General features: G+C 47.7%; 21 protein-coding genes and 1 pseudogene. 11 read left to right on the top strand and 11 right to left on the bottom strand.

Annotated features, from left to right (window positions below; translation table 11 throughout):
* A pseudogene (gene pgi, locus VIM72_RS01275) lies at window positions 1–194 on the top strand (glucose-6-phosphate isomerase); the annotation flags it as partial.
* A gap of 301 nt (window positions 195–495) precedes the next feature.
* On the opposite strand, the gene VIM72_RS01270 reads toward pgi, so the two are convergent.
* From VIM72_RS01270 to VIM72_RS01250, 5 genes are all read right to left on the bottom strand, one after another.
* The gene (locus VIM72_RS01270) at window positions 496–936 is read right to left on the bottom strand and encodes a DUF3276 family protein (RefSeq protein WP_332001059.1); all 441 of its coding nucleotides are present in this window, start codon (window positions 934–936) and stop codon (window positions 496–498) included.
* Window positions 937–1,093: 157 nt separating this feature from the next.
* Window positions 1,094–2,890, bottom strand: coding sequence for an ABC transporter ATP-binding protein (locus tag VIM72_RS01265; protein WP_332001058.1), 1,797 nt, complete (start codon window positions 2,888–2,890; stop codon window positions 1,094–1,096).
* A 113-nt stretch (window positions 2,891–3,003) separates the two neighbouring features.
* Window positions 3,004–3,579 (bottom strand): LpqN/LpqT family lipoprotein, encoded by a 576-nt coding sequence (locus VIM72_RS01260; RefSeq protein ID WP_332001057.1) that lies wholly within the window; start codon window positions 3,577–3,579, stop codon window positions 3,004–3,006.
* 55 nt (window positions 3,580–3,634) lie between these two features.
* Window positions 3,635–4,564, bottom strand: coding sequence for a phosphoribosylaminoimidazolesuccinocarboxamide synthase (locus tag VIM72_RS01255; protein WP_332001056.1), 930 nt, complete (start codon window positions 4,562–4,564; stop codon window positions 3,635–3,637).
* 274 nt (window positions 4,565–4,838) lie between these two features.
* Complete coding sequence (locus tag VIM72_RS01250; protein ID WP_332001055.1) at window positions 4,839–6,185, bottom strand: exonuclease domain-containing protein; 1,347 nt, start codon at window positions 6,183–6,185, stop codon at window positions 4,839–4,841.
* A gap of 369 nt (window positions 6,186–6,554) precedes the next feature.
* Between VIM72_RS01250 and VIM72_RS01245 the strand changes: the two genes are divergently transcribed.
* From VIM72_RS01245 to VIM72_RS01210, 8 genes are all read left to right on the top strand, one after another.
* On the top strand, window positions 6,555–7,091 hold the full coding sequence (locus tag VIM72_RS01245; RefSeq protein WP_332001054.1) for a YceI family protein: 537 nt from the start codon (window positions 6,555–6,557) through the stop codon (window positions 7,089–7,091).
* A 61-nt stretch (window positions 7,092–7,152) separates the two neighbouring features.
* Window positions 7,153–8,085, top strand: a complete 933-nt coding sequence (locus tag VIM72_RS01240; RefSeq protein ID WP_332001053.1) for a ring-cleaving dioxygenase — start codon at window positions 7,153–7,155, stop codon at window positions 8,083–8,085.
* Between the two features lies 1 nt (window position 8,086).
* Window positions 8,087–8,716, top strand: a complete 630-nt coding sequence (locus VIM72_RS01235; protein WP_332001052.1) for an alpha/beta hydrolase — start codon at window positions 8,087–8,089, stop codon at window positions 8,714–8,716.
* Window positions 8,717–8,725: 9 nt separating this feature from the next.
* On the top strand, window positions 8,726–9,127 hold the full coding sequence (locus tag VIM72_RS01230) for an OsmC family protein (RefSeq protein ID WP_332001051.1): 402 nt from the start codon (window positions 8,726–8,728) through the stop codon (window positions 9,125–9,127).
* A 1-nt stretch (window position 9,128) separates the two neighbouring features.
* Window positions 9,129–9,572, top strand: coding sequence for a (4Fe-4S)-binding protein (locus tag VIM72_RS01225; RefSeq protein ID WP_332001050.1), 444 nt, complete (start codon window positions 9,129–9,131; stop codon window positions 9,570–9,572).
* A 7-nt stretch (window positions 9,573–9,579) separates the two neighbouring features.
* Window positions 9,580–9,852 carry a GNAT family N-acetyltransferase gene (locus VIM72_RS01220; RefSeq protein ID WP_332001049.1) on the top strand — a complete coding sequence of 91 codons (273 nt, stop codon included), beginning with the start codon at window positions 9,580–9,582 and terminating at the stop codon, window positions 9,850–9,852.
* Window positions 9,853–9,870: 18 nt separating this feature from the next.
* Entirely contained in the window at window positions 9,871–10,446 is a 576-nt protein-coding gene (locus tag VIM72_RS01215) for a YeeE/YedE family protein (RefSeq protein WP_332001048.1), read from the top strand.
* Window position 10,447: 1 nt separating this feature from the next.
* Entirely contained in the window at window positions 10,448–10,858 is a 411-nt protein-coding gene (locus VIM72_RS01210) for a DUF6691 family protein (protein ID WP_332001047.1), read from the top strand.
* Between the two features lie 63 nt (window positions 10,859–10,921).
* Here VIM72_RS01210 and VIM72_RS01205 read toward each other — a convergent pair whose 3' ends face one another.
* The 6 genes from VIM72_RS01205 to VIM72_RS01180 form a co-directional block, all read right to left on the bottom strand.
* On the bottom strand, window positions 10,922–11,494 hold the full coding sequence (locus tag VIM72_RS01205; RefSeq protein WP_332001046.1) for a DUF4142 domain-containing protein: 573 nt from the start codon (window positions 11,492–11,494) through the stop codon (window positions 10,922–10,924).
* Window positions 11,495–11,729: 235 nt separating this feature from the next.
* Window positions 11,730–12,851 (bottom strand): zinc finger domain-containing protein, encoded by a 1,122-nt coding sequence (locus tag VIM72_RS01200; RefSeq protein WP_332001045.1) that lies wholly within the window; start codon window positions 12,849–12,851, stop codon window positions 11,730–11,732.
* A 57-nt stretch (window positions 12,852–12,908) separates the two neighbouring features.
* Window positions 12,909–14,018: an SPFH domain-containing protein gene (locus VIM72_RS01195; RefSeq protein ID WP_332001044.1), complete on the bottom strand. Its 1,110-nt coding sequence runs from the start codon at window positions 14,016–14,018 to the stop codon at window positions 12,909–12,911.
* 82 nt (window positions 14,019–14,100) lie between these two features.
* Window positions 14,101–14,940: an alpha/beta hydrolase gene (locus VIM72_RS01190; protein ID WP_332001043.1), complete on the bottom strand. Its 840-nt coding sequence runs from the start codon at window positions 14,938–14,940 to the stop codon at window positions 14,101–14,103.
* A gap of 77 nt (window positions 14,941–15,017) precedes the next feature.
* Complete coding sequence (locus tag VIM72_RS01185) at window positions 15,018–15,773, bottom strand: SGNH/GDSL hydrolase family protein (RefSeq protein ID WP_332001042.1); 756 nt, start codon at window positions 15,771–15,773, stop codon at window positions 15,018–15,020.
* 74 nt (window positions 15,774–15,847) lie between these two features.
* The gene (locus tag VIM72_RS01180) at window positions 15,848–17,209 is read right to left on the bottom strand and encodes an acyl-CoA dehydrogenase family protein (RefSeq protein ID WP_332001041.1); all 1,362 of its coding nucleotides are present in this window, start codon (window positions 17,207–17,209) and stop codon (window positions 15,848–15,850) included.
* A gap of 552 nt (window positions 17,210–17,761) precedes the next feature.
* On the opposite strand from VIM72_RS01180, the gene VIM72_RS01175 reads away from it, so the two are divergent.
* On the top strand, window positions 17,762–18,325 hold the full coding sequence (locus VIM72_RS01175; RefSeq protein WP_332001040.1) for an RNA polymerase sigma-70 factor: 564 nt from the start codon (window positions 17,762–17,764) through the stop codon (window positions 18,323–18,325).
* 47 nt (window positions 18,326–18,372) lie between these two features.
* Entirely contained in the window at window positions 18,373–19,350 is a 978-nt protein-coding gene (locus tag VIM72_RS01170; protein ID WP_332001039.1) for a FecR domain-containing protein, read from the top strand.
* The last annotated feature ends 10 nt before the right edge of the window (window positions 19,351–19,360 follow it).

The following is a 19,360-nucleotide window of genomic DNA, read 5'->3' as shown; positions in this document are numbered from 1 at the left end:
CCCTGTATGAGCACAAGATCTTTGTTCAGGGCGTGATCTGGAATATCTTCAGCTTCGACCAATGGGGTGTGGAACTGGGTAAACAACTGGCCAGCAAAATACTGCCTGAACTGGAAAACAATGACATCATCCTCAATCACGACGCCAGTACCAACGGCCTGATCAACGCCTGGAAAGGTATGCGGATAGCGTAGGATCGCCTTCGGCGATGAAATTGTCTTGGAGCAGGATTACGCTGATTATACTGATTTTTCTGATCGGATTATGTGTGATTTTGTAAGATAATAAATGATATAAAAGAGTAAGGGAGATAGAAGCGGATACGCTTTTATCTCCCTTACTCTTTTATAAAATTCCAAAAAGTCCAATCAGAAAAATCAGTATAATCAGCGTAATCCTGCTCCAAGACAATTTCATTGCCGAAGGCAATAAAAAACCCCCGGAGAAATCCGGAGGTTGCCAATTATTTAAAGTAAAAATCTTTAAGTAAAAATCTTACCATTTGTCTACCTCATCAGAGCTATGTGAAGCCGGGGCGGCTACTGACGCCTCAACAGGTACTTCTACCGCTACAGGGATCGCTGAAGTGCGAACTTCAGATCCATCTGCATCTGTTTCGTCCTGTTCTTCCTGCACATAATCATGGTTGTAGGCATCAAAGTCGAAATCGGGCATCAACTCAGTTTTAACATAGTTGATGGTTTCGGTTAATGCATTCAGGAACTTGTTGAAGTCTTCCTTGTACAGGAATACTTTGTGCCTGTCATAACCGTTGTCATTAAAACGCTTCTTACTTTCTGTGATAGTAAGAAAATAGTCGTTTCCCCGAGTGGTCTTTACATCAAAGAAGTATGTTCTTCTTTTGCCCGCTTTCAATCGTTTAGAAAAGATGCTATCATTGTTTCTTTCCTGTTGATTGTTGTTTTCGTACGCCACAGTTGATAGATTTAAGTGTTAACGAATCAAATCCTGTTACAATAAGAGACAAATATACTATTGTTTTACAAATATCAAAATATTTTTAAATGATTTTGAAAAATCATAAAACCCGGCTGTAACCGGCCCCGGCAGGGCATATGCAAGCAAATGATTGCTATTCACTTATACTTTCTTCATCACCTGATTGCTGACGTGCATACAGCTCTGCATAATAACCATTCAATGATAATAATTCATTATGTGTCCCCTGCTCCACAATTTTCCCTTCATCCAGTACAATTATGCTATCGAACTCAAACAAAGCAAAGATCCGGTGGGTGATGATAATAGCCGTTTTGTTTTTCAGATAGGCATACAGGTTACCAATGATCTCCTTCTCTGTACGGGCATCCACGGCTGATAAGCAGTCGTCGAAAAGGAGGATATCCGGATCCTTGATCAGCGCCCTGGCTATGGAAATACGCTGTTTCTGGCCCCCGCTGAGCGTTACGCCCCTCTCCCCGATGGCGGTTTCAAAGCCTTCGTTGAAGCCCAGGATATCCTTTTCCACGGAAGCCTGCCGGGCGGCAGTTTGCACCTCCTGGATAGTAGCGCTGGGATTGCCGAAGCGGATATTATTGGCAATGCTGTCGGAAAACAGGAACACATCCTGCGGCACATAGCTGATCTGTCCCCGCAGGTTGCTTAGCTGTAATTCCCGGATATCCTGTCCATCTACCATCACTTTTCCTTCCTGCGGATCGTACATCCGTATCAGCAGTTGCGCCAGCGTACTTTTACCGGAGCCGGTGCGGCCAATAATGGCCACCTTCTGCCCGGGCCGGATATGCAGGTTAAAATTACTAATGGCGGTGATGCCTGTATGCGGATACGTAAACGTTACGTTTTCCAGTTGTACCTCCCCTTGCAGTTTCACCACCCTGGCGCCGGGCGCGTCCTTAATGGTGGGCTCAATCTGCAGAAATTCGTTTATCCGTTGCTGTGAGGCGGCCGCACGCTGGATCATAGAAGCTACCATCCCGATGGAAAAGAACGGGAACATCAGCATATTCACATAGATCACAAATTCGGCCAGGTTGCCCACGGTAATGTTTCCTTCAATTACCTGGATCCCGCCAATGAAAATAGTGAGGATCACACTCAGACCTATCATCAGCGCCATGGTGGGCTGGAACAGGGCGTCTGTTTTAGCAAGACTGATAGAACTGTTCTTATATGCTTCACTGGCTTCTTCAAAATGCTTTGCACTGGCGTCTTCCTGGATATATGATTTTATGACCCGGATACCGGAATAAGATTCCTGCGCAATGGACGTGATGTTGGATAACTGCGCCTGGATCCTTTCACTTTTACGGTGAATGATCCTGTTTACATAGTAAATGGTTAAGGCCAGGAAAGGCAATGGCGATAAGGTATACAGCGTTAACAACGGGTTCACCTGCAGCATCAGGTATACAATGATCACAATCAGGAACAGGGTGCGGGAAGCATACATAATAGCAGGTCCTACGTACATGCGTACCCGTGATACGTCTTCTGTGATCCGGCTCATGAGATCGCCGGTGCGATGCATCTTAAAAAAGTTAAGATCCAGTTTCTGGTAATGCTGGTAAATTTCATTCTTCAGGTCGTACTCAATATGACGGCTCATTACAATGAGCGTTTGCCGCTGCAGGAATAAAAAGAACCCGCTCAGCAATGCAAACAGCAGAATACTCACCCCGTAAAAGGCCAGCACATGCGTAAAATCGCCGCGGAAAGCCACTTTCAGGGCGGTGTTATCCAGCAGCCGGTATTCGTCTATATTATGCGCCAGCAGGTCAAAGATCTGGCGTACCATGATGGGCTGGAACACGCTGAATACAATGGATATGGCGGTAAACAACAGTCCAAGGATCAGCAGCCATTTATTGGTAAGAAAGTATTTATTAAGTGCGGCAAGGTGTTTCAACGGTCATCAGTTTTGCCAGCAAAAATAAGGCATTCAGCGCATATAGCTGTAAACAGGAAGACCCGTGCAAAGAATCGCTCTGCACGGGTCTTCTTCCTGAAAATTTACAGCGCTTATTTCGTTGTAAAAGAACTGAGGATCTCTTCCAGCGCCGGTTCGTACTTTACCAGGTCGTTGGCCAGCGTAGTAAGTGTGATGGCGTAGGCGATATTGTTTTTTACCAGGATGGTGACCTCCCCGTTAAGCAGGGTGCCGGTTTCCCGGTGGGCATACTGGCATTTCATCCATTTGGCTTTTACACCGGTAACGGTACGTTCCCCGTTGTCGGTCTTTTTATAATCCACGAAGAAGTTCTCCATTTCTTTCTGGGTGCTTTCCATCACCTTATCCAGTGTAAATCCGGGTTTCAGTTCCTGGGTAACAATATTCACGTTGGCCCGGAAGGTGCTGTCGTCGCCGGGCGGCGCCATCATAAAGGTATATTCTATCCGGCTCATCACGGTATCTGTCTTTGTCCAGCCGGCGGGAGCGGTTACTGAAAAGGTGCCTCTGCCGGCGTTCATTCCCGGCGATTTTCCTGCCAGCTCCAGTACTTCTTCGCTGCTTAATTCTTTAGGAGATTTGGTGGCATTGTTGCAGGCGGTGATGCTTAACAAACAAACTGCCGCGGAGATCAATTGTAATTTCATCGTGCACATAAGGGATAAAAACCGCCCCGGCATTGCACCGGAGCGATTCCTGTGATTATAAATTTTTCAGTGCGGCTATGATCCTGGATGCTGCATCCGCAGCCGCTACTTCTTCTTTCACAAATTTCTGACCGGTAATATTTTCAAACAGTTCAATGTACCGTTCGCTTACACTATTAACAAATTCGTCTGTCATTTCCGGTACCTGCTGCCCATCCTTACCCTGGAAACCGTTTGCCATCAGCCATTCGCGTACAAATTCCTTACTGAGCTGTTTCTGCTGAACGCCATTTTTCTGGTTTTCTTCATATCCTTCCGCGTAAAAATAACGGGATGAATCCGGTGTATGGATCTCATCGATCACGTAGATGGTATCACCGATCTTACCGAATTCGTATTTGGTATCTACCAGGATCAGTCCGCGTTTGGCAGCCAGTTCCCTGCCTCTTTCAAATAAGGCGAGGGTATACTTTTCAAGTTGCTCATAGTCTTCTTTGCTCACCAGCCCCCTTGCAATGATCTCTTCACGGGAAATATCCTCATCATGACCTTCATGGGCCTTCGTGGTGGGCGTAATGATGGGCGATGGGAAGAAATCGTTTTCTTTCAGCCCTTCCGGCATGGTTACACCGCAAAGTACACGCTGGCCGGACTTATAGGTCCTCCAGGCATGACCGGTAAGATTACCGCGTACCACCATTTCCACCGGGAAGGTTTCGCACTTCAGCCCTATGGTTACATTGGGCAGCGGAGAAGATTTTACCCAGTTAGGAACAATGTCTTTAGTGGCTTCCAGCATAATGGCGGCCACTTTGTTCAATACCTGTCCTTTGAATGGAATGGGCCGGGGCAGCACCACGTCAAATGCAGAGATGCGGTCGCTTACAACCATTACCAGCAGCCTGTTATCAATGGTGTAAACATCGCGTACTTTCCCTTTGTAAAAGGCAGTCTGACCTGGTAATTTGAAACTTGACTCTAACATGAATAAAAAAATATTAATAATTAAAGATGAAATATGCCTGACGCGATGCAAAAGTAATCAGGAAACGGTTCACTTATTGCGATTGCGTAATTTTTTTTGTGCGAAGGTTGTCTGGCTCAGGATTATGATGATTTCGCTGATTTCGCTGATTTTAGTTTTTTGAGTTTTGTAATTTCAGTTAAGAGAGATGTGAGCGGATATAGCCGTTCTCGTCTCCCATTATAATTCAAAAAGTAAAAATCAGCGAAATCAGCGAAATCATCATAATCCTGAGTCAGACGAAACTCGCGTATGGCCGGAGCAGGTTGATGATCACTTCGTTTTCGGCGTATGGGGTAAGGTATTCCCTGACATGTTCCGCTTCAGAAGCGTTTACTTCCGCGGGGATGTAGCCCATGCCGTAAAAACGGCCTTTCTCCATCAGGATGCAGCTTTTCTCGCTGCTGTTGCGTCCTTTGTCCACGATGATTACGGAGGGCTGTTGCTCCTGCAGGAATGCGATGGCTGCTCTTATACGTTCATTATAGATTTCCGGCGCTTCGGCCTTGCGGCAGGCGCCGTTACAGGTTCCGGCAGTGATGCCTGCACAGGTGCCCTCCCCTTTCTGCAGGAAGCAGAGCTTGGGGCATAGGCTGAACTCCTTTATCAGGGAGCGTAACAGGCGGTGCCCGTCTATCAGCAGGTTAAAGCTGTGCACGGGATGCGAGTACTTCCGTTTCTTTTCTATGGCGAGGCGCAGGTAGCCCTGCTGGTCTTCAAAGAGATAGAATCCATACCTGAACTCCACCCGTTTCTGGGCGTAGTTGAAAACAGGCCACAGGCGCTTTATCTCCACCGATTCCAGGATACAGGCCATCAGCTCTGTAGCCGTTTCCTGGTAGGAAATGCGGTGAATGGTACGCAGGAAGTTCTGTCGTTGCCGGCTGGTGCTATGCCCGGTAAAGTGGCTGTTCACCCGTTTACCCAGGTCCTTTGCCTTGCCTACATATACTACTTTATCTTTGTGGTCGTGGAAATAATAAACGCCGGGATGTGCTGGCAATCCCTTCACCTGGTCCGGTGGCAGGTTGGGCGGCAGGAACTGTTCTTTAGATCCCGCCTTCAGCATAGACGCGATCACTTTCTCCTTATCATTGGCCAGCAGCATTCCGAAAAGCACAGTAGTGGCTTCTGCATCCCCCCCGGCCCGGTGCCGGCCATTTACAGGGATACCAAAATGGCGGCAGATATTACCAAGGCTGTAAGATTTGAGCCCCGGGAATATTTTGCGTCCCAGTCGTACCGTACATAGCTTTTTACTTTGCAGGTCAAACCCGGCATTGCCCAGCTGGTGCTTTATAAAAGAGTAGTCGAAATTTACATTGTGCGCCACGAAGATCCGGTCCTTCAGCAAATCGTATAGCAAAGGGGCTATAGCCTCAAAGGGAGGCGCATCCGCCACCATACTGTTGCTGATGCCCGTCAGCGATTCTATGTAATAAGGAATGGGGATTCCGGGGTTTACCAGGGTCTGGTAATGCTGTGTCACTTCCTTCCCGTCGTACAGGAATACAGCGATCTCCGTAATGCCGTTGGCGCTGGCATGGCCGCCTGTCGTTTCAATATCTACAATTGCATACATCCGTTTACAAAGATATGGATTGTTGCCGCTTATTCAAATGTCTTAATCCCGGCAACCGGCAATGGGAATAACACCGGGTTCCGCCTCAACACCTCCAAACAATCTTTCAAGCATAAAGTTTGAAGTATTTGAAAAAAATTATACATCATTTGATAATAAAGGGCTTACCGATATATTCCTTACCTTTAAGTGCATACACAAAAAGTACATCATTAAGTGTATTTGATCCATTTGAACCCAACTGTTATCACCCGATATTTGTGATAGAAAGAGATTGAACAATAGGTGTTTGATCTTGTTAAAATATAATCCTGCAGCGGTTTACGCGGCATTACAAATTCATTGATTCATTAAAAACTACATTTACTTATGGCAAAACAACAATGGGTAGCAGACGCCAGTCACAGTGAGCTGGGATTTAAAATCCGTCACCTTATGATCACCAATATCAACGGTAAGTTCAACACCTTTACCGTAGATGCAGAAACGGAAGGAGAAGATTTTATGACGGCCAAAGTGAGAGTAGCGGTGGATATAGACTCCATCTCAACAGGCAATGCCGACAGGGATAAGCATCTCCGCTCGCCGGACTTCTTTGATGTGAACACCTATAAGGATATCATTTTTGAAACTACCAGGTATGAGAATGTTGACAACGATGGTTCTTATGAACTATATGGAGATCTGACCATCCGTGGTATCACTAAAAATATTAAGCTGGCAGTTGAATTCGGCGGTGTGGTAAAAGACCCCTGGGGCAATACCAGGGCCGGTTTCACTATCAATGGAAAAATTAACCGTAAGGATTTCGGCCTTACCTGGAATGCCGCTACCGAAGCCGGTGGCGTAGTGGTAGGCGACGACGTGAAAATTTACGGGGAAGTGCAGCTGATTAAGAAGCAGTAAGATTATCCGCTGTTAGTCTTTGGTGGTACAAAGACTAACAGCCCACTTAAAAAACGGAATTATGAATGAAATAACAGGCCTGCATCATATCACGGCCATTTCGGGCAATGCGAAGAAGAACTTTGATTTTTATACCCGTGTGATGGGATTACGTTTTGTAAAGAAAACGGTGAACTTTGATGATCCACACACTTATCATTTTTATTATGGGGATGAAACCGGCACACCCGGCACTATCCTCACTTTCTTTCCCTGGGAAGATATCACTGCCGGCCGCCGGGGCACCCATATGGCTACCGAAGTAGGCTACAGTATCCCGGAAGGCAGTATCGACTTCTGGTTAAAAAGATTTGAAAAAGAGAATATCATCTATAATAAACCTTCTGCCAAATTCGGGGATATATACCTCACCTTTATAGATCCCGATGGGCTGAAAGTAGAACTGACCGTACCGGAAAAACCGGATCAGCGCATACCATGGACCACCGCTGAAGTGGGCGAAGAGCATGCTACCCGGGGATTCCATCATGTGACCCTCACGCTGGAAGATGTGCAGCCCACGGCCGACCTGCTGGTATCGGTGTTCGGATATAAGCTGGCAAAGCATCATACCAACCGTTACCGCTTTGTAAGCCCGGCCGGGGATACGGCTAATTACATCGACCTGGTGGAAGCCAAGGGAGAGCCCCGCGGGCATGTTGCCGGCGGCAGTGTGCATCATATTGCCTTTCGCATGAAAGACGATGCCATGCAACTGCATTACCGGCAGCTGCTGGAAGACCGGGGGCTGAATGTTACGCCGCAGCTGGACCGTAAATATTTCAGGTCTGTTTACTTCAGGGAACCGGGCGGCGTTTTATTCGAGCTGGCTACCGATGTGCCGGGCTTCACGGTAGATGAGCCGGCAGCGGAACTGGGCACCCACCTGATGCTGCCGCCGCAGTATGAGCCGCAGCGGGAAGAGATTGTGAAAAAACTGATTAAACTGGACTGATATGGATTTTAAACCTATGCAGTATGTATATGAGGCGGCGGGTAACCCTGCCGCCTATACGTTACTGCTGTTGCATGGCACCGGCGGAGACGAACGGGATCTGCTGCCATTGGCTAAGTCGCTTGGAAAAGGATTTAATGTATTAAGCCTCAGGGGCAACGTACAGGAACATGGGATGCCCCGCTTCTTCCGTCGTTTAGGCATGGGCGTATTTGACGAAGAAGACGTACATTTCAGAACGCATGAAATGGTACATTTCCTGAAGGAATTAGCGGTTACAGAAGGCTTCGATGTCAATAAACTGGTAGCTGTTGGTTATTCCAACGGGGCCAATATTGCAGGCGCCGTGCTTATTTTATATCCTGAATTGCTGGCAGGCGCCGTATTATTCCGTCCTATGCAGCCGTTAAGCGGTATTGAAGACAGCTTCGAAACACAGCGGCAGACGCCCGTATTTATGAGCTCCGGCACGCAGGACGGCACGGTTGATCCCGCAGCAACAGCAGCATACGCAGCGCTTTTAAGCAGTAATGGATTTAAGGTAAGCGCCGTTGATATCCCTGCCGGTCATAACCTGGTACAACAGGATGTTACACTGGCAGCACAATGGATAAAAGATAATTTTCAGTAAAAAAAATATATGGACCAGGAAGTTAGAGTAAGTTTATCCGGTCGCCCTTACCAGGTGTCGATAGATACCAGAGACCACCGCTGGCTCGCAGATGAACCGATAGAAGCCGGTGGTAACGATACCGGCCCCCAACCGGGAGAATTATTGCTGAGCAGCCTGGGATCCTGCACCGCTATCACGCTTAAAATGTATGCCGACAGGAAAAAGTGGCCGGTGGAAAATATCGAGATCGAACTGCGGTTCAACAGCGCTGCCAAACCGGACCCGCTAACCACCGTTATTGATATCGACCTGCATTTTACCGGTAACCTCAGTGAAGAACAGATTGCCAGGCTGGAGCAGATCGCCCACTCCTGCCCTGTTCATAAAGTGCTGAGCAATCCTATTATCATGAACACTAAAGCCGTTTAACATGAAAGACATTACCAAACACTACACAAACGGAGAGGTAACCATTGTATGGAAACCGGGTGTATGTATCCATTCGGAGATGTGCTTCCATGGATTGCCGGCGGTATTCAATCCCAACCAGAAGCCCTGGATCAATGCGGAGGCAGCCACCACGGAGCAGATCGTATCCCAGATCAGGCATTGCCCCTCCGGGGCGCTGAGCTTTTTCATGAATGCCGAAGTGGAAAAACAAGGGGGCGTGGAACCGCAGATCACTGCGGAGAGCATCGTGGAACCTATGCCCAACGGCCCGTTGCTGGTATATGGCAACATCGTGGTAAAGGATGCTGCAGGCAATGAAACACATAAAAATAAAGTCACCGCCTTTTGCCGTTGCGGCGGATCTTCCAACAAGCCTTATTGCGACGGTACACATACTAAAATCAATTTCTCAGACAAATCCTGATCATCATATGGAACTAACCATTACCAACAACACCGGCAAAAGACAATTTGAAACTGAAGTGGAAGGACATACTGCATTGGTAGCCTATACCCTGTTTCCGGGTGGTATCGCCTTTATGCATACCGAAGTGCCTCCTGAGCTGGAAGGCCGTGGTATTGCCGGCCAACTGGCCAAATATGTGCTGGAGTACGCGAGGGAAAACCATCTGAAAGTAAAACCCTACTGTCCTTACATTAACGCCTATATGAAAAGACACCCTGAGTATAATGATCTTTTATAAATACTAAATCCCTTTTCCATGCAAATTTTAAAATTTATTCAGCAGCCCTGGCACTGGTCGGTGTCGGGGCTGCTGATTGGTCTTACGGTACCGGTACTACTGATACTGGGGAATAAGGCCTTTGGCATTTCTTCGTCGCTGCGGCATATTTGTGCAGCATGTTTCCCGGCGGATATTTCTTTCTTTAAGTACGACTGGAAAAAAGAATCGTGGAATCTTTTCTTTGTGGCCGGTATTGCACTGGGTGGCTTTATTGCCGGTCATTACCTGCAGGATGGCAGCGATATCCAGGTGGCTGCAGCTACACAGGCACGGCTGGCCGGTTACGGCGTACATGATTATACTGCGCTGCTACCCCCGGAAATATTCAGCTGGTCAAATCTCTTTACCTGGAAAGGACTGGTGTTCTTTGTACTGGGCGGTTTCCTGGTTGGCTTTGGCACCCGCTATGCAGGAGGTTGTACTTCGGGGCATTCTATTATGGGTTTATCCAATTTGCAGTGGCCATCTTTAGTGGCTACCTGCTGTTTTATGGCGGGTGGCTTTTTCAGCGCAAACCTGCTTATTCCTTATCTTTTTAAATGGCTGCACTGATATGAAAAATATTAAGTACCTGGTAGCGGGAACTTTCTTTGGAATAGTGCTGATAAAAGCGCAGGTGATCAGCTGGTTCCGGATCCAGGAAATGTTCCAGCTTACTTCCTTTCACATGTATGGCGTTATTGGCACCGCGGTAATTACAGGGATCATTTCCCTGCAGCTGATCAAACGGTTTAAGATCAAAACCATCCAGGGCGAGCCAATTTATGTAGCGCCCAAAACATTTAATAAGGGGCAGATCATCGGAGGATTGATCTTTGGCGTTGGGTGGGCCATTACGGGGGCTTGTCCGGGTCCGTTGTTTGCCCAGATAGGCATGGGATTCACAGTAGTGGGCGTTACTTTGCTGAGCGCGATTGCGGGCACCTGGATATATGGCGCATTAAAATCAAAACTGCCTCATTAAAAAAAAGCTTCAAGGAGCTGGCCCTTGAAGCTATTGTTTGCTATTCTCTGGATTCACTGATAATTATTTTTTCAAAGCGTCTTTAATTGCTTTAGCAGAATCCTGGTGTGCCTTCAGTGTTGGCAATGTCTTCGCAGCCCAGGTTTTCAGGTCCGTATCCGTTACATTGTCTGATGCTTTCTCAAACTTGCTGACATCTTTGTCGTGATCGTCTACCATCATGCTCATATAATCTTTATCAAAGTCTTTACCGGTTTTCTTACCCAGATCATCGATATGTTTTTTAGTTTCTGTAGATAATTCTGCCGGCAGCGTAATACCTTTCTGGCTGGCTAATGCCTTTAGCTCGTCATTGGCCTTGGAGTGATCATTTACCATCATGGTAGCAAAAGCTTTTACTCTTGCATTCTGTGCCTTCTCCTGTGCAAGCTTACCCATTTCCACTTCCATCATACCTCCATTGGCTGCTTCCACAGCGAATTCAGATGATTTTTCATCAACCGGTTTCACGGTTTCGTTCACATCCTTGGCACTGTCTACCGGGGTTTCCGATTGCGGATTTTTTGCATTGTTGCCACATGACTGCGTCATCCACACGGCTAAGAATGTTGCTGATAAAATTATTAGCTTCTTCATTGTGTATTGTTTTGGGTTTGTAATTCTAATGGTGTGCCTGTTTACATTAGACTTTACAAAAACGGTACCCTTCCCAACATATCCGCTAAAACCCAATCCAGTGGCGGATTTCTGGAAATACACAAAAAGCGGGCTGATTCAGAAAGGCTGTAGATGGTTTTCCACGTAACGCGCAAAACACTGCGCCGGGCTGTATTGGCACCGGCAATACCAGGGGCTGCCAAAGGCGCGTGCGTTACGACTGCGTTGCCTGGTATATGATCACAATGGCCGCAATGATGCCTAAGATGAGACCTGTTATTTTAATCCAGCTATATGGGCGGTCGCCGGTTACTTCACCGGTGCAGGCATTTACCACAAAATGATAAAGCTTATTATTATACCGGTAGGCGCTGATCCAAACCGGCAGCAGCAGGTATTTCAAACCAAGTTGGTTATACTCCACTTCATAATCGTCGATACGTTGTTCATCCCCGCCAATGTCGTCGCAGATTTCCGCGCGGATCACCGGGTCCATTCTCTTTTTTGCGATCACCAGTCCCTGTTCCGCGTTGGTCTGGTAAATTTCTGCCCGGAACCCGCTGAGGTACCGGCCATCGTATTTCTTTAGCTGTTCAAGATGCCAGGGCTCCAGGATCTGCGCCATTTTTAATGGCAACGACGGACTGGCAGATACCAGTACATCCCGGAAGTTATTGTTCACGCTGCCGGAAGCAGGGTACCAAGCCGTATGTCTTACCTGGCGGGTGCGGGTTTCAGTCCGGCCGTTTACTTCTACCGTATAGCTTTCAGTTGTATAATAATATTCACCACGGGAACCGGAGTACTCGGTATACGTATCTGTATCGTAGCTCCAGTGGGGAATGTATACGCCTTTTAATTGTTGGGAGGAGCTGTTTTTTACCTTTTTCACCAGGTCCGATGGCGCGAACCATAGTTTACTCATCCACTTCTGGAAGTGCTGTACTGCTGCTTTATCGTTTACCACGAAAGGCAGCACATAATGCGGCTGCAGGATAGACGTAGTTTGCGCGGTATCTACCACCAGTGGCGATGCGCAAAACGGGCATGAATCAGCAGTTACGTTGGGCAGCATGGTAGTGGAAGCGCCGCAGCTCACGCATTTTACAACTACCGCCTGTTGTGTTACTTCTGTATGATTTTGCTGGGAAGCAATGAAGGTATCATAATCTATGGGGCGTACTGCAGCAGGCTCCGTATCATCTTCAATTTGATTCACTGTGCCGCAGTATTCACATTTCAGGCTGTTGGTACCCGGTGCATAGTGCAGGATTGCGCCACAGTTCTGGCATTTCAGCGAGTTAACCGTTTCACTTGTTTTTTCCTCGAAAGACATAGGAATGTATGGATATAATACTGCCGGCATCTCCCGGACGCCGGCAATTTACTGAAGTTAAGGTAATGGTGGTGGTACGGTGGCCAATACAGGAGCCAGTTCCGGTACTGTTCCGGCGGCGGCCCATGCGGCCATACCGGTTTTCCATACCAGTGTTTGTGCATTCAGGTTGCCGGCAGCTGCCAGCTGACGGAGCTGGTCGCCATCGAAGGGGCCTGCCTGTTTACCATCTACCGCTACAAAAAACGGTGCGGCGCCTGGTAACGGAGGTGGCGCTCCTGCGCCGGCATTGGCCTGCTGGTTATTGTTCTGGAAGATGTTACCTACCTGTCCCATCATGGCTGCACCCATGCCGGCGCCTAAACCTGCGGCTGCAAGCCCGCCGCCGGAAGGATTTTCCGCTGCCTTCTCCATGGAGTTGGCGGCCTGGAATTGCGCATACGCGCCCAGGTTGCCTACTATGCCCATGCTGCTGCGTTTGTCCAGCGCAGCTTCCACTTCCGGCGGCAGGGAAATATTTTCAATGAGGAACTTGGTCAGTTCCAGTCCAAGCTCATTAAATTCAGTGCCTATTTTACCGGTGATCTGGGTGGATACTTCTTCATAGTTGGCTGCCAGGTCCAACACAGGCACCTTTGCTTCCGCCACCGCTTCCATACCACGGGAAACTGCGAGATTACGCAGTTGCTCGTTGATGCCTTCCACGGTAAATTCAGGATTGGTGGCCGCCACTTCTTTCAGGAACTGTGCAGCATCTTTCACACGGAAAGCATAGCTGCCGAATGCACGGAGCCTTACCGGTCCAAACTCTGCATCGCGGAGCATTACCGGGTTTTTGGTCCCCCATTTCTGGTTAGTGAACTGCCGCATGCTCACAAAGAACACATCGGCTTTAAAAGGGCTGTTGAAGCCATATTTCCATCCCTGCAAGGTGCTGAGAATAGGCATATTCTGTGTAGTAAGCGTGTACATGCCGGGTTGGAATACGTCGGCAATTTTACCTTCATTCATAAAAACGGCCACCTGCGATTCACGCACAGTAAGCTTGGCGTTCATTTTTATTTCATTCTGGTAGCGGGGAAACTTCCACACAATGGTATCGGGGGACACGTCGGTCCATTCAATAATGTCAATAAATTCATTCCTGAGTTTATCAAAAATTCCCATGGTAACAGGTTTTATAATGGATCAAATTTAGCCAATTATTCCCTCGAAAAGCTACTTGTGAAAAGTTATAATTTATGTAAACTTACTTCACCGCAGTTTTCAGCCACTTTTCCATGAGTACGGGCCAGGCTTCTGCCGCAGGGTTGCCTTTACGCAAGCCATAACCATGGCCCCCTTTGGCGTAGAAATGCAGTTCCACCGGCACTTTGGCGTCGCGGAGGGCGCCGGCCATTACCAGGGCGCTGTTGCCAAAATAATCATCTGCCGTAGCAAAAAGGAACATGGAAGGGGTTTCACTGTTTATTGCCAGTTCAGGGGTAAGCGACCTGTTTGCTCCATTATCAAGATAAGCAGGGTAAATAAGCGCGCTGAAAGCCGGCCGGGCAGATAATGAATCTGCATGGTCGATTGGCGTATAGGTGTGCACGTTATACTGTGTGGATGTTCTTGCAGTAAGACTTCCTCCTGCGGAAAAGCCCATCATACCTATCTTATCCGGCTGCAGCTTCCATTCAGACGCCCTGCTGCGTACAATACGCATTGCGCGTTGCGCATCCTGGAGGGCGCCCGCTTCTTTTTTAGGAACGCGGTACTGCAATACAAAAGCGGTGTATCCGAGTTTATTAAGCCAGGCAGCAACTTCGTATCCTTCCAGGTTAATGGCCAGGATACTATAACCACCTCCCGGGCAGATGATCACGCCTGCGCCGTTACCATTGGCAGCGGGAAATACTTCCAGTACGGGGTCTGTAACATCCGTAAGCCTGGTTACATGGTTGCTGCCATCCGGCGTTACCTTCGCCGTTTGTTTGGCGGCTGTTTCTCCTGGTACTGCAGCAGGCCACAGGTGGATGGGCTGTTGCTGCGCGGCGATAGTTGTATTTACTCCAATCATCATTAATAAGATAACTATTTGTTTCATATCCGGGTTTAAGAATTTCATGTAATATTAAAGATAAAAGAACAGCCTCCCGGAGGAAGCTGCCTTTAATGTTGAAATTATTTTACACATTGCAGCCAGGCTTCCGCCATCAGCTGGGCGCCCGCTACGCTGGGGTGTACACCGTCGCCGGTCCAGTAAGCGGCAGGCGCTGCTTTTTGTGCTCTGTCAAAAACAGATTGATAAGGAATAAAGATGGCCTGGTGTTTATATGCCAGTTCACGGGCGGCAGCGCGGTATTCATCAAATGCAGGATACCATTTATCATCTACCGCTTTTACTCCTTTCACGGCAAAGGGCTCGCCGATAATCAGCTGAATACCGGGCAACTGTTGCCTGGTGCGGGTCAGAAGTTTATCGTAATCATCCCGGTAGGTTTGCACCGTGCCTTTATAATTATTGCTCAGGGTATGCCAGTAATCATTTACTCCCACCAGGATACTCAGCACATCAGGCTTAATAGCAAGACAATCGATATCCCAGCGGTCTGCCAGCTGGAATACTTTATTCCCGCTGATGCCCTTATTATAAATCTTCAGACTTTTATCTGCATTTTTCAGCAACATGGCGGATGCCGCCATCAGTGCGTAACCACCGCCCAGTGCGCCTCCCGAGTTGGGCTGATCATTATCCCGTTTACGGCCCGCATCTGTAATGGAATCGCCCTGGAATAGTATTACATTTTCTTTTTTGAGTGCAATCTTTTTTGCTTTCTCTGTTGTCACCGCAGCGGCAACAATATCCGGGATGCTAATGGCAGCAAGGGTTCCCAGGGACACATTCCTGAGAAAATTACGTCTGTCTGATGAATTCATAACGATGCAGATTAAGTGTTAATTGCGGCATACACCGCAATCGGGCACTCAAACTATAAAAAAGATCTGATATTTTATACAAATGCGCTGAAGCCGGTAATGGCCCTGCCCACAATGAGGGAATTAATTTCTTTGGTGCCTTCGTAGGAGTAAATGGCTTCGGCGTCTGCTACAAACCTTGCCACATTGTATTCCAGCAGGATGCCATTGCCTCCCATCACTTCGCGTGCGCGACTTACCACGTCGCGGGTGCGCAGGGTACAGAATACTTTGGCCAGGGATGCATGCTCATCCTTCAGTTCGCCGGCATCCTGGATTTCGGAGAGGCGGAATACCATGGTTTGCATAGCGGTGAGGTTCGACAGCATCTCCACCAGGTGGCCCTGGATCAGCTGGAAGGCGGCAATAGGTTTCCCGAACTGCTTACGGTTACGGGTATACGCCAATGCGTTCTCATAGGCGCCCCGTGCGCAGCCTACTGCTTCCCAGGCCACGCCCGCACGTGTCATGCGGAGTACGCGGGCGGTATCTTTAAAGGAGGAAGCGTTTTGTAAACGGTCTGATTCCGCAATGCGGCAGTCTTTCAGGGTGATGAGCCCGTTCTGTACAATGCGCAGCGCCATTTTATCATGGATCTTTTCCACGCTGAAGCCGGGCGTATCTTTCCTGAGCAGGAAGCCTTTCACCTGGTTATCGTCTACATCCCTGGCCCATATAACAATTACATCTGCAAAGGTGGCATTGCCTATCCATTTTTTCTGGCCGTTCAGTATCCAGGTATCGCCTTCGCGTTTAGCCGTGGTGGTTAGTCCGCCTGCGGTACCTGAGCCTACCTCCGGTTCTGTAAGCCCGAATGCGCCGATAATATTCAGCTGCTGCATACCGGGCAGCCATTCCTGTTTCTGCGCTTCGGAGCCCAGCATATAAATTGAGCCCATGGCCAGGCCGCTTTGCACGCCAAAGAAAGTAGCTACGGAAGCGTCAACACGGGCCATTTCCATGGCAATGATCCCTTCCATGAGGAACGACCGGTTAGGGCAGCCGTATCCTTCATAGGTAACGCCGCAAATATTCAGCTCCCTGAATTTGGGAATGATCTCAAAGGGGAATTCGGCTTTCAGCCAGTATTCATTCACAATAGGCTGTATTTCCTTTTCCATGAATGCGCGTACTTTCAGCTGCAATGCCCGGTCTTCTGCATTGAGTTTTGCTCCCAGGTCGTAGAAATCGCCTTCAATGGGCGGCAGTTCCTTTTTCTTTCCACCGCTGCTGCTCAGCATTTTCATGAGCCCGTTCAGTTGTGTATCATCCATCTTCCCAACTGATTCCATTACCCTGGGCAGGTCTACTTTTTCAGAGAGTTTGGCCAGCATGGCGAAATCAATGCTCTTCAGCAGTTGGTAAGCGTTCTTCAGTTTAGTGAGCGGTCCGGTCATCTTGCGTGGTTTTACTTAAAAATACGCAATTATCGCCTTCGGCGATGTAAATTGTCTGACTCAGGATTATGGTGATTATACTGATTATATGGATTGGATAAAGTTGATTATAAATAAATCGGGGAGATTTAAGCAGACAATTATTTCGCTTAAATCTCCCCGAATCCTTAAAAATCCAAAAAATAAAATCAGTATAATCATCATAATCCTGAGTCAGACAAAATCCGCTCAAGACAATTTGGGATCAACAATTCAAGTACAGAATACAGGGAAAATGGAGAGTGGTGCAAAATAGGGTTGCATAGAACCATATGCAACCCCGGTTTAAAAACACAACTAAAAAAAACTAACTTCTAACAAACATTGGCATGGCCGTTATATTGCTGACGCAGGAAATTCTGTTTCCCTCTATCTTTTTTAAAACTTTTTTTTCACTTCATCCTTCACGGGCAAATAAAATTATTATCTGTAATGTGTAAACTGTTTTTTGTTTCAAAAAGATAGTTACTTTCGCAACGATCATTTCATATACTAAAACTTCCTGAAGGTTAAATGATTACATCACCTTCTTACCAGGCATATAAAGAGTTATTTCACTCGCAGTACAACGATTTATGTAACTATGCCTATAGTTTCCTGAAAGACGATGCAACAGCGGAAGACGTGGTACAGGAAACGTTTATAAAGCTTTGGGAGAAACACCGGCAGCTGATAGGCATACCCAATATAAAAGCTTACCTTTTCCGCGCTGTCCGCAATAATTCTATTTCTGTATTGCGCAAGCAAAGCACAGAAGAAGCAGGGAACAAAGGCTTTGAATGGCTGGCAGAAGTGTCGGAGGATCCGGGGGAAAAAGAGGTCGAAAATGCAAAGCCTCACTATGAGCAGCTGCTGTATGAGGCCATCGCCAACCTGCCCCCGCAATGCCGGGAGGTATTTACCTGCTGCCGGCTGCAGGGTATGACACACCAGCAGGCAGCCGCAAAACTGGGACTTTCCGCCAAAACCGTGGAGAACTACATGGGACGGGCCCTGAAGCTGTTACGGAAGTATCTGCAACAATACGGGCTACCGGTAAGTATCCTGTTTTTGCTAAAATTATTTATACCCTTATAGAGGGTTCTTATATTTATGAGCGTTATTTAAGTAGAGCACACTGTATTATGGAGCCATTTGATACCTACCTGTATGAACTGATTGCCAAAAATCTTTCTGGTCAATGTACGGAAGCTGAAACAGCTGCCCTGCAACAATGGCTGGAAGCCGATCCTGGGAACAGGGCGGAATACGAGATACTGGCAAAGTTGTGGCGCGACAGCCACGCTGCCCCTATGCCCCAAAGGCAATACAATACGGCAGCCGCCTGGGAAAAAAACAGCCAGGCCATTCAACCATCCACTTCACGCGTAAAAACACTGTACGCCAGATACGCTGCAGCAGCGGCTATCCTGGTATTGCTCACTGCGGGCGCATGGTGGCTGGAAACACGTTCCTCCCTTAAAAAACATGAACTGGCCGCCAACGACGGTAAAATAAAAAGCCTGGAACTACCCGATAAATCAATGGTGACCCTCCGCCAGGGCGCTACTATCAGGTATATCAACGGCTATCATCATAACCAGCGTATCGTGGAACTGGAAGGGGAAGCCTTCTTTGAAATAGCCAGTGATCCGGGGCATCCTTTCCTCGTGAAAACGCCCAACCAATCTATTGTTGAAGTGTTGGGGACCTCCTTTACCGTGCAAACGGGAAAAGACAGTACCGCCGTTACCGTTGCTTCCGGCAGCGTAAAACTGGGCGTGGAAGGCGATACCACCGCTGTTATCCTGAATAGCGGCCAGCGGGGCGTATGGGGCAATGGGCTCTTATCCGCCAAAAGTAACCATAACCTCAACTTCATCGCCTGGAAAACAGGCATTTTGCAATTTAATGACCAGACACTTCTTGAAATATTGCCACAATTAGCCGACTTTTACGCAAAAGATATCAGGGTTGATGAAAAATATCGGGAAACCGCATCGCAGCAAAAAGCTACGATCACGTTCCGGAATCAGTCCTGCGATGATGTTTTGCATGAATTACAACTATTGCTTGGTTTCCACTATCAACAGACCGGCGACTCCATCGTCATCAGTCAGTAGACCAATAAAA

It is taken from the genome of Chitinophaga sp., from assembly GCF_036569185.1.
Taxonomy (GTDB): domain Bacteria; phylum Bacteroidota; class Bacteroidia; order Chitinophagales; family Chitinophagaceae; genus Chitinophaga.
This window is presented reverse-complemented; position numbering and strand designations above follow the sequence as displayed.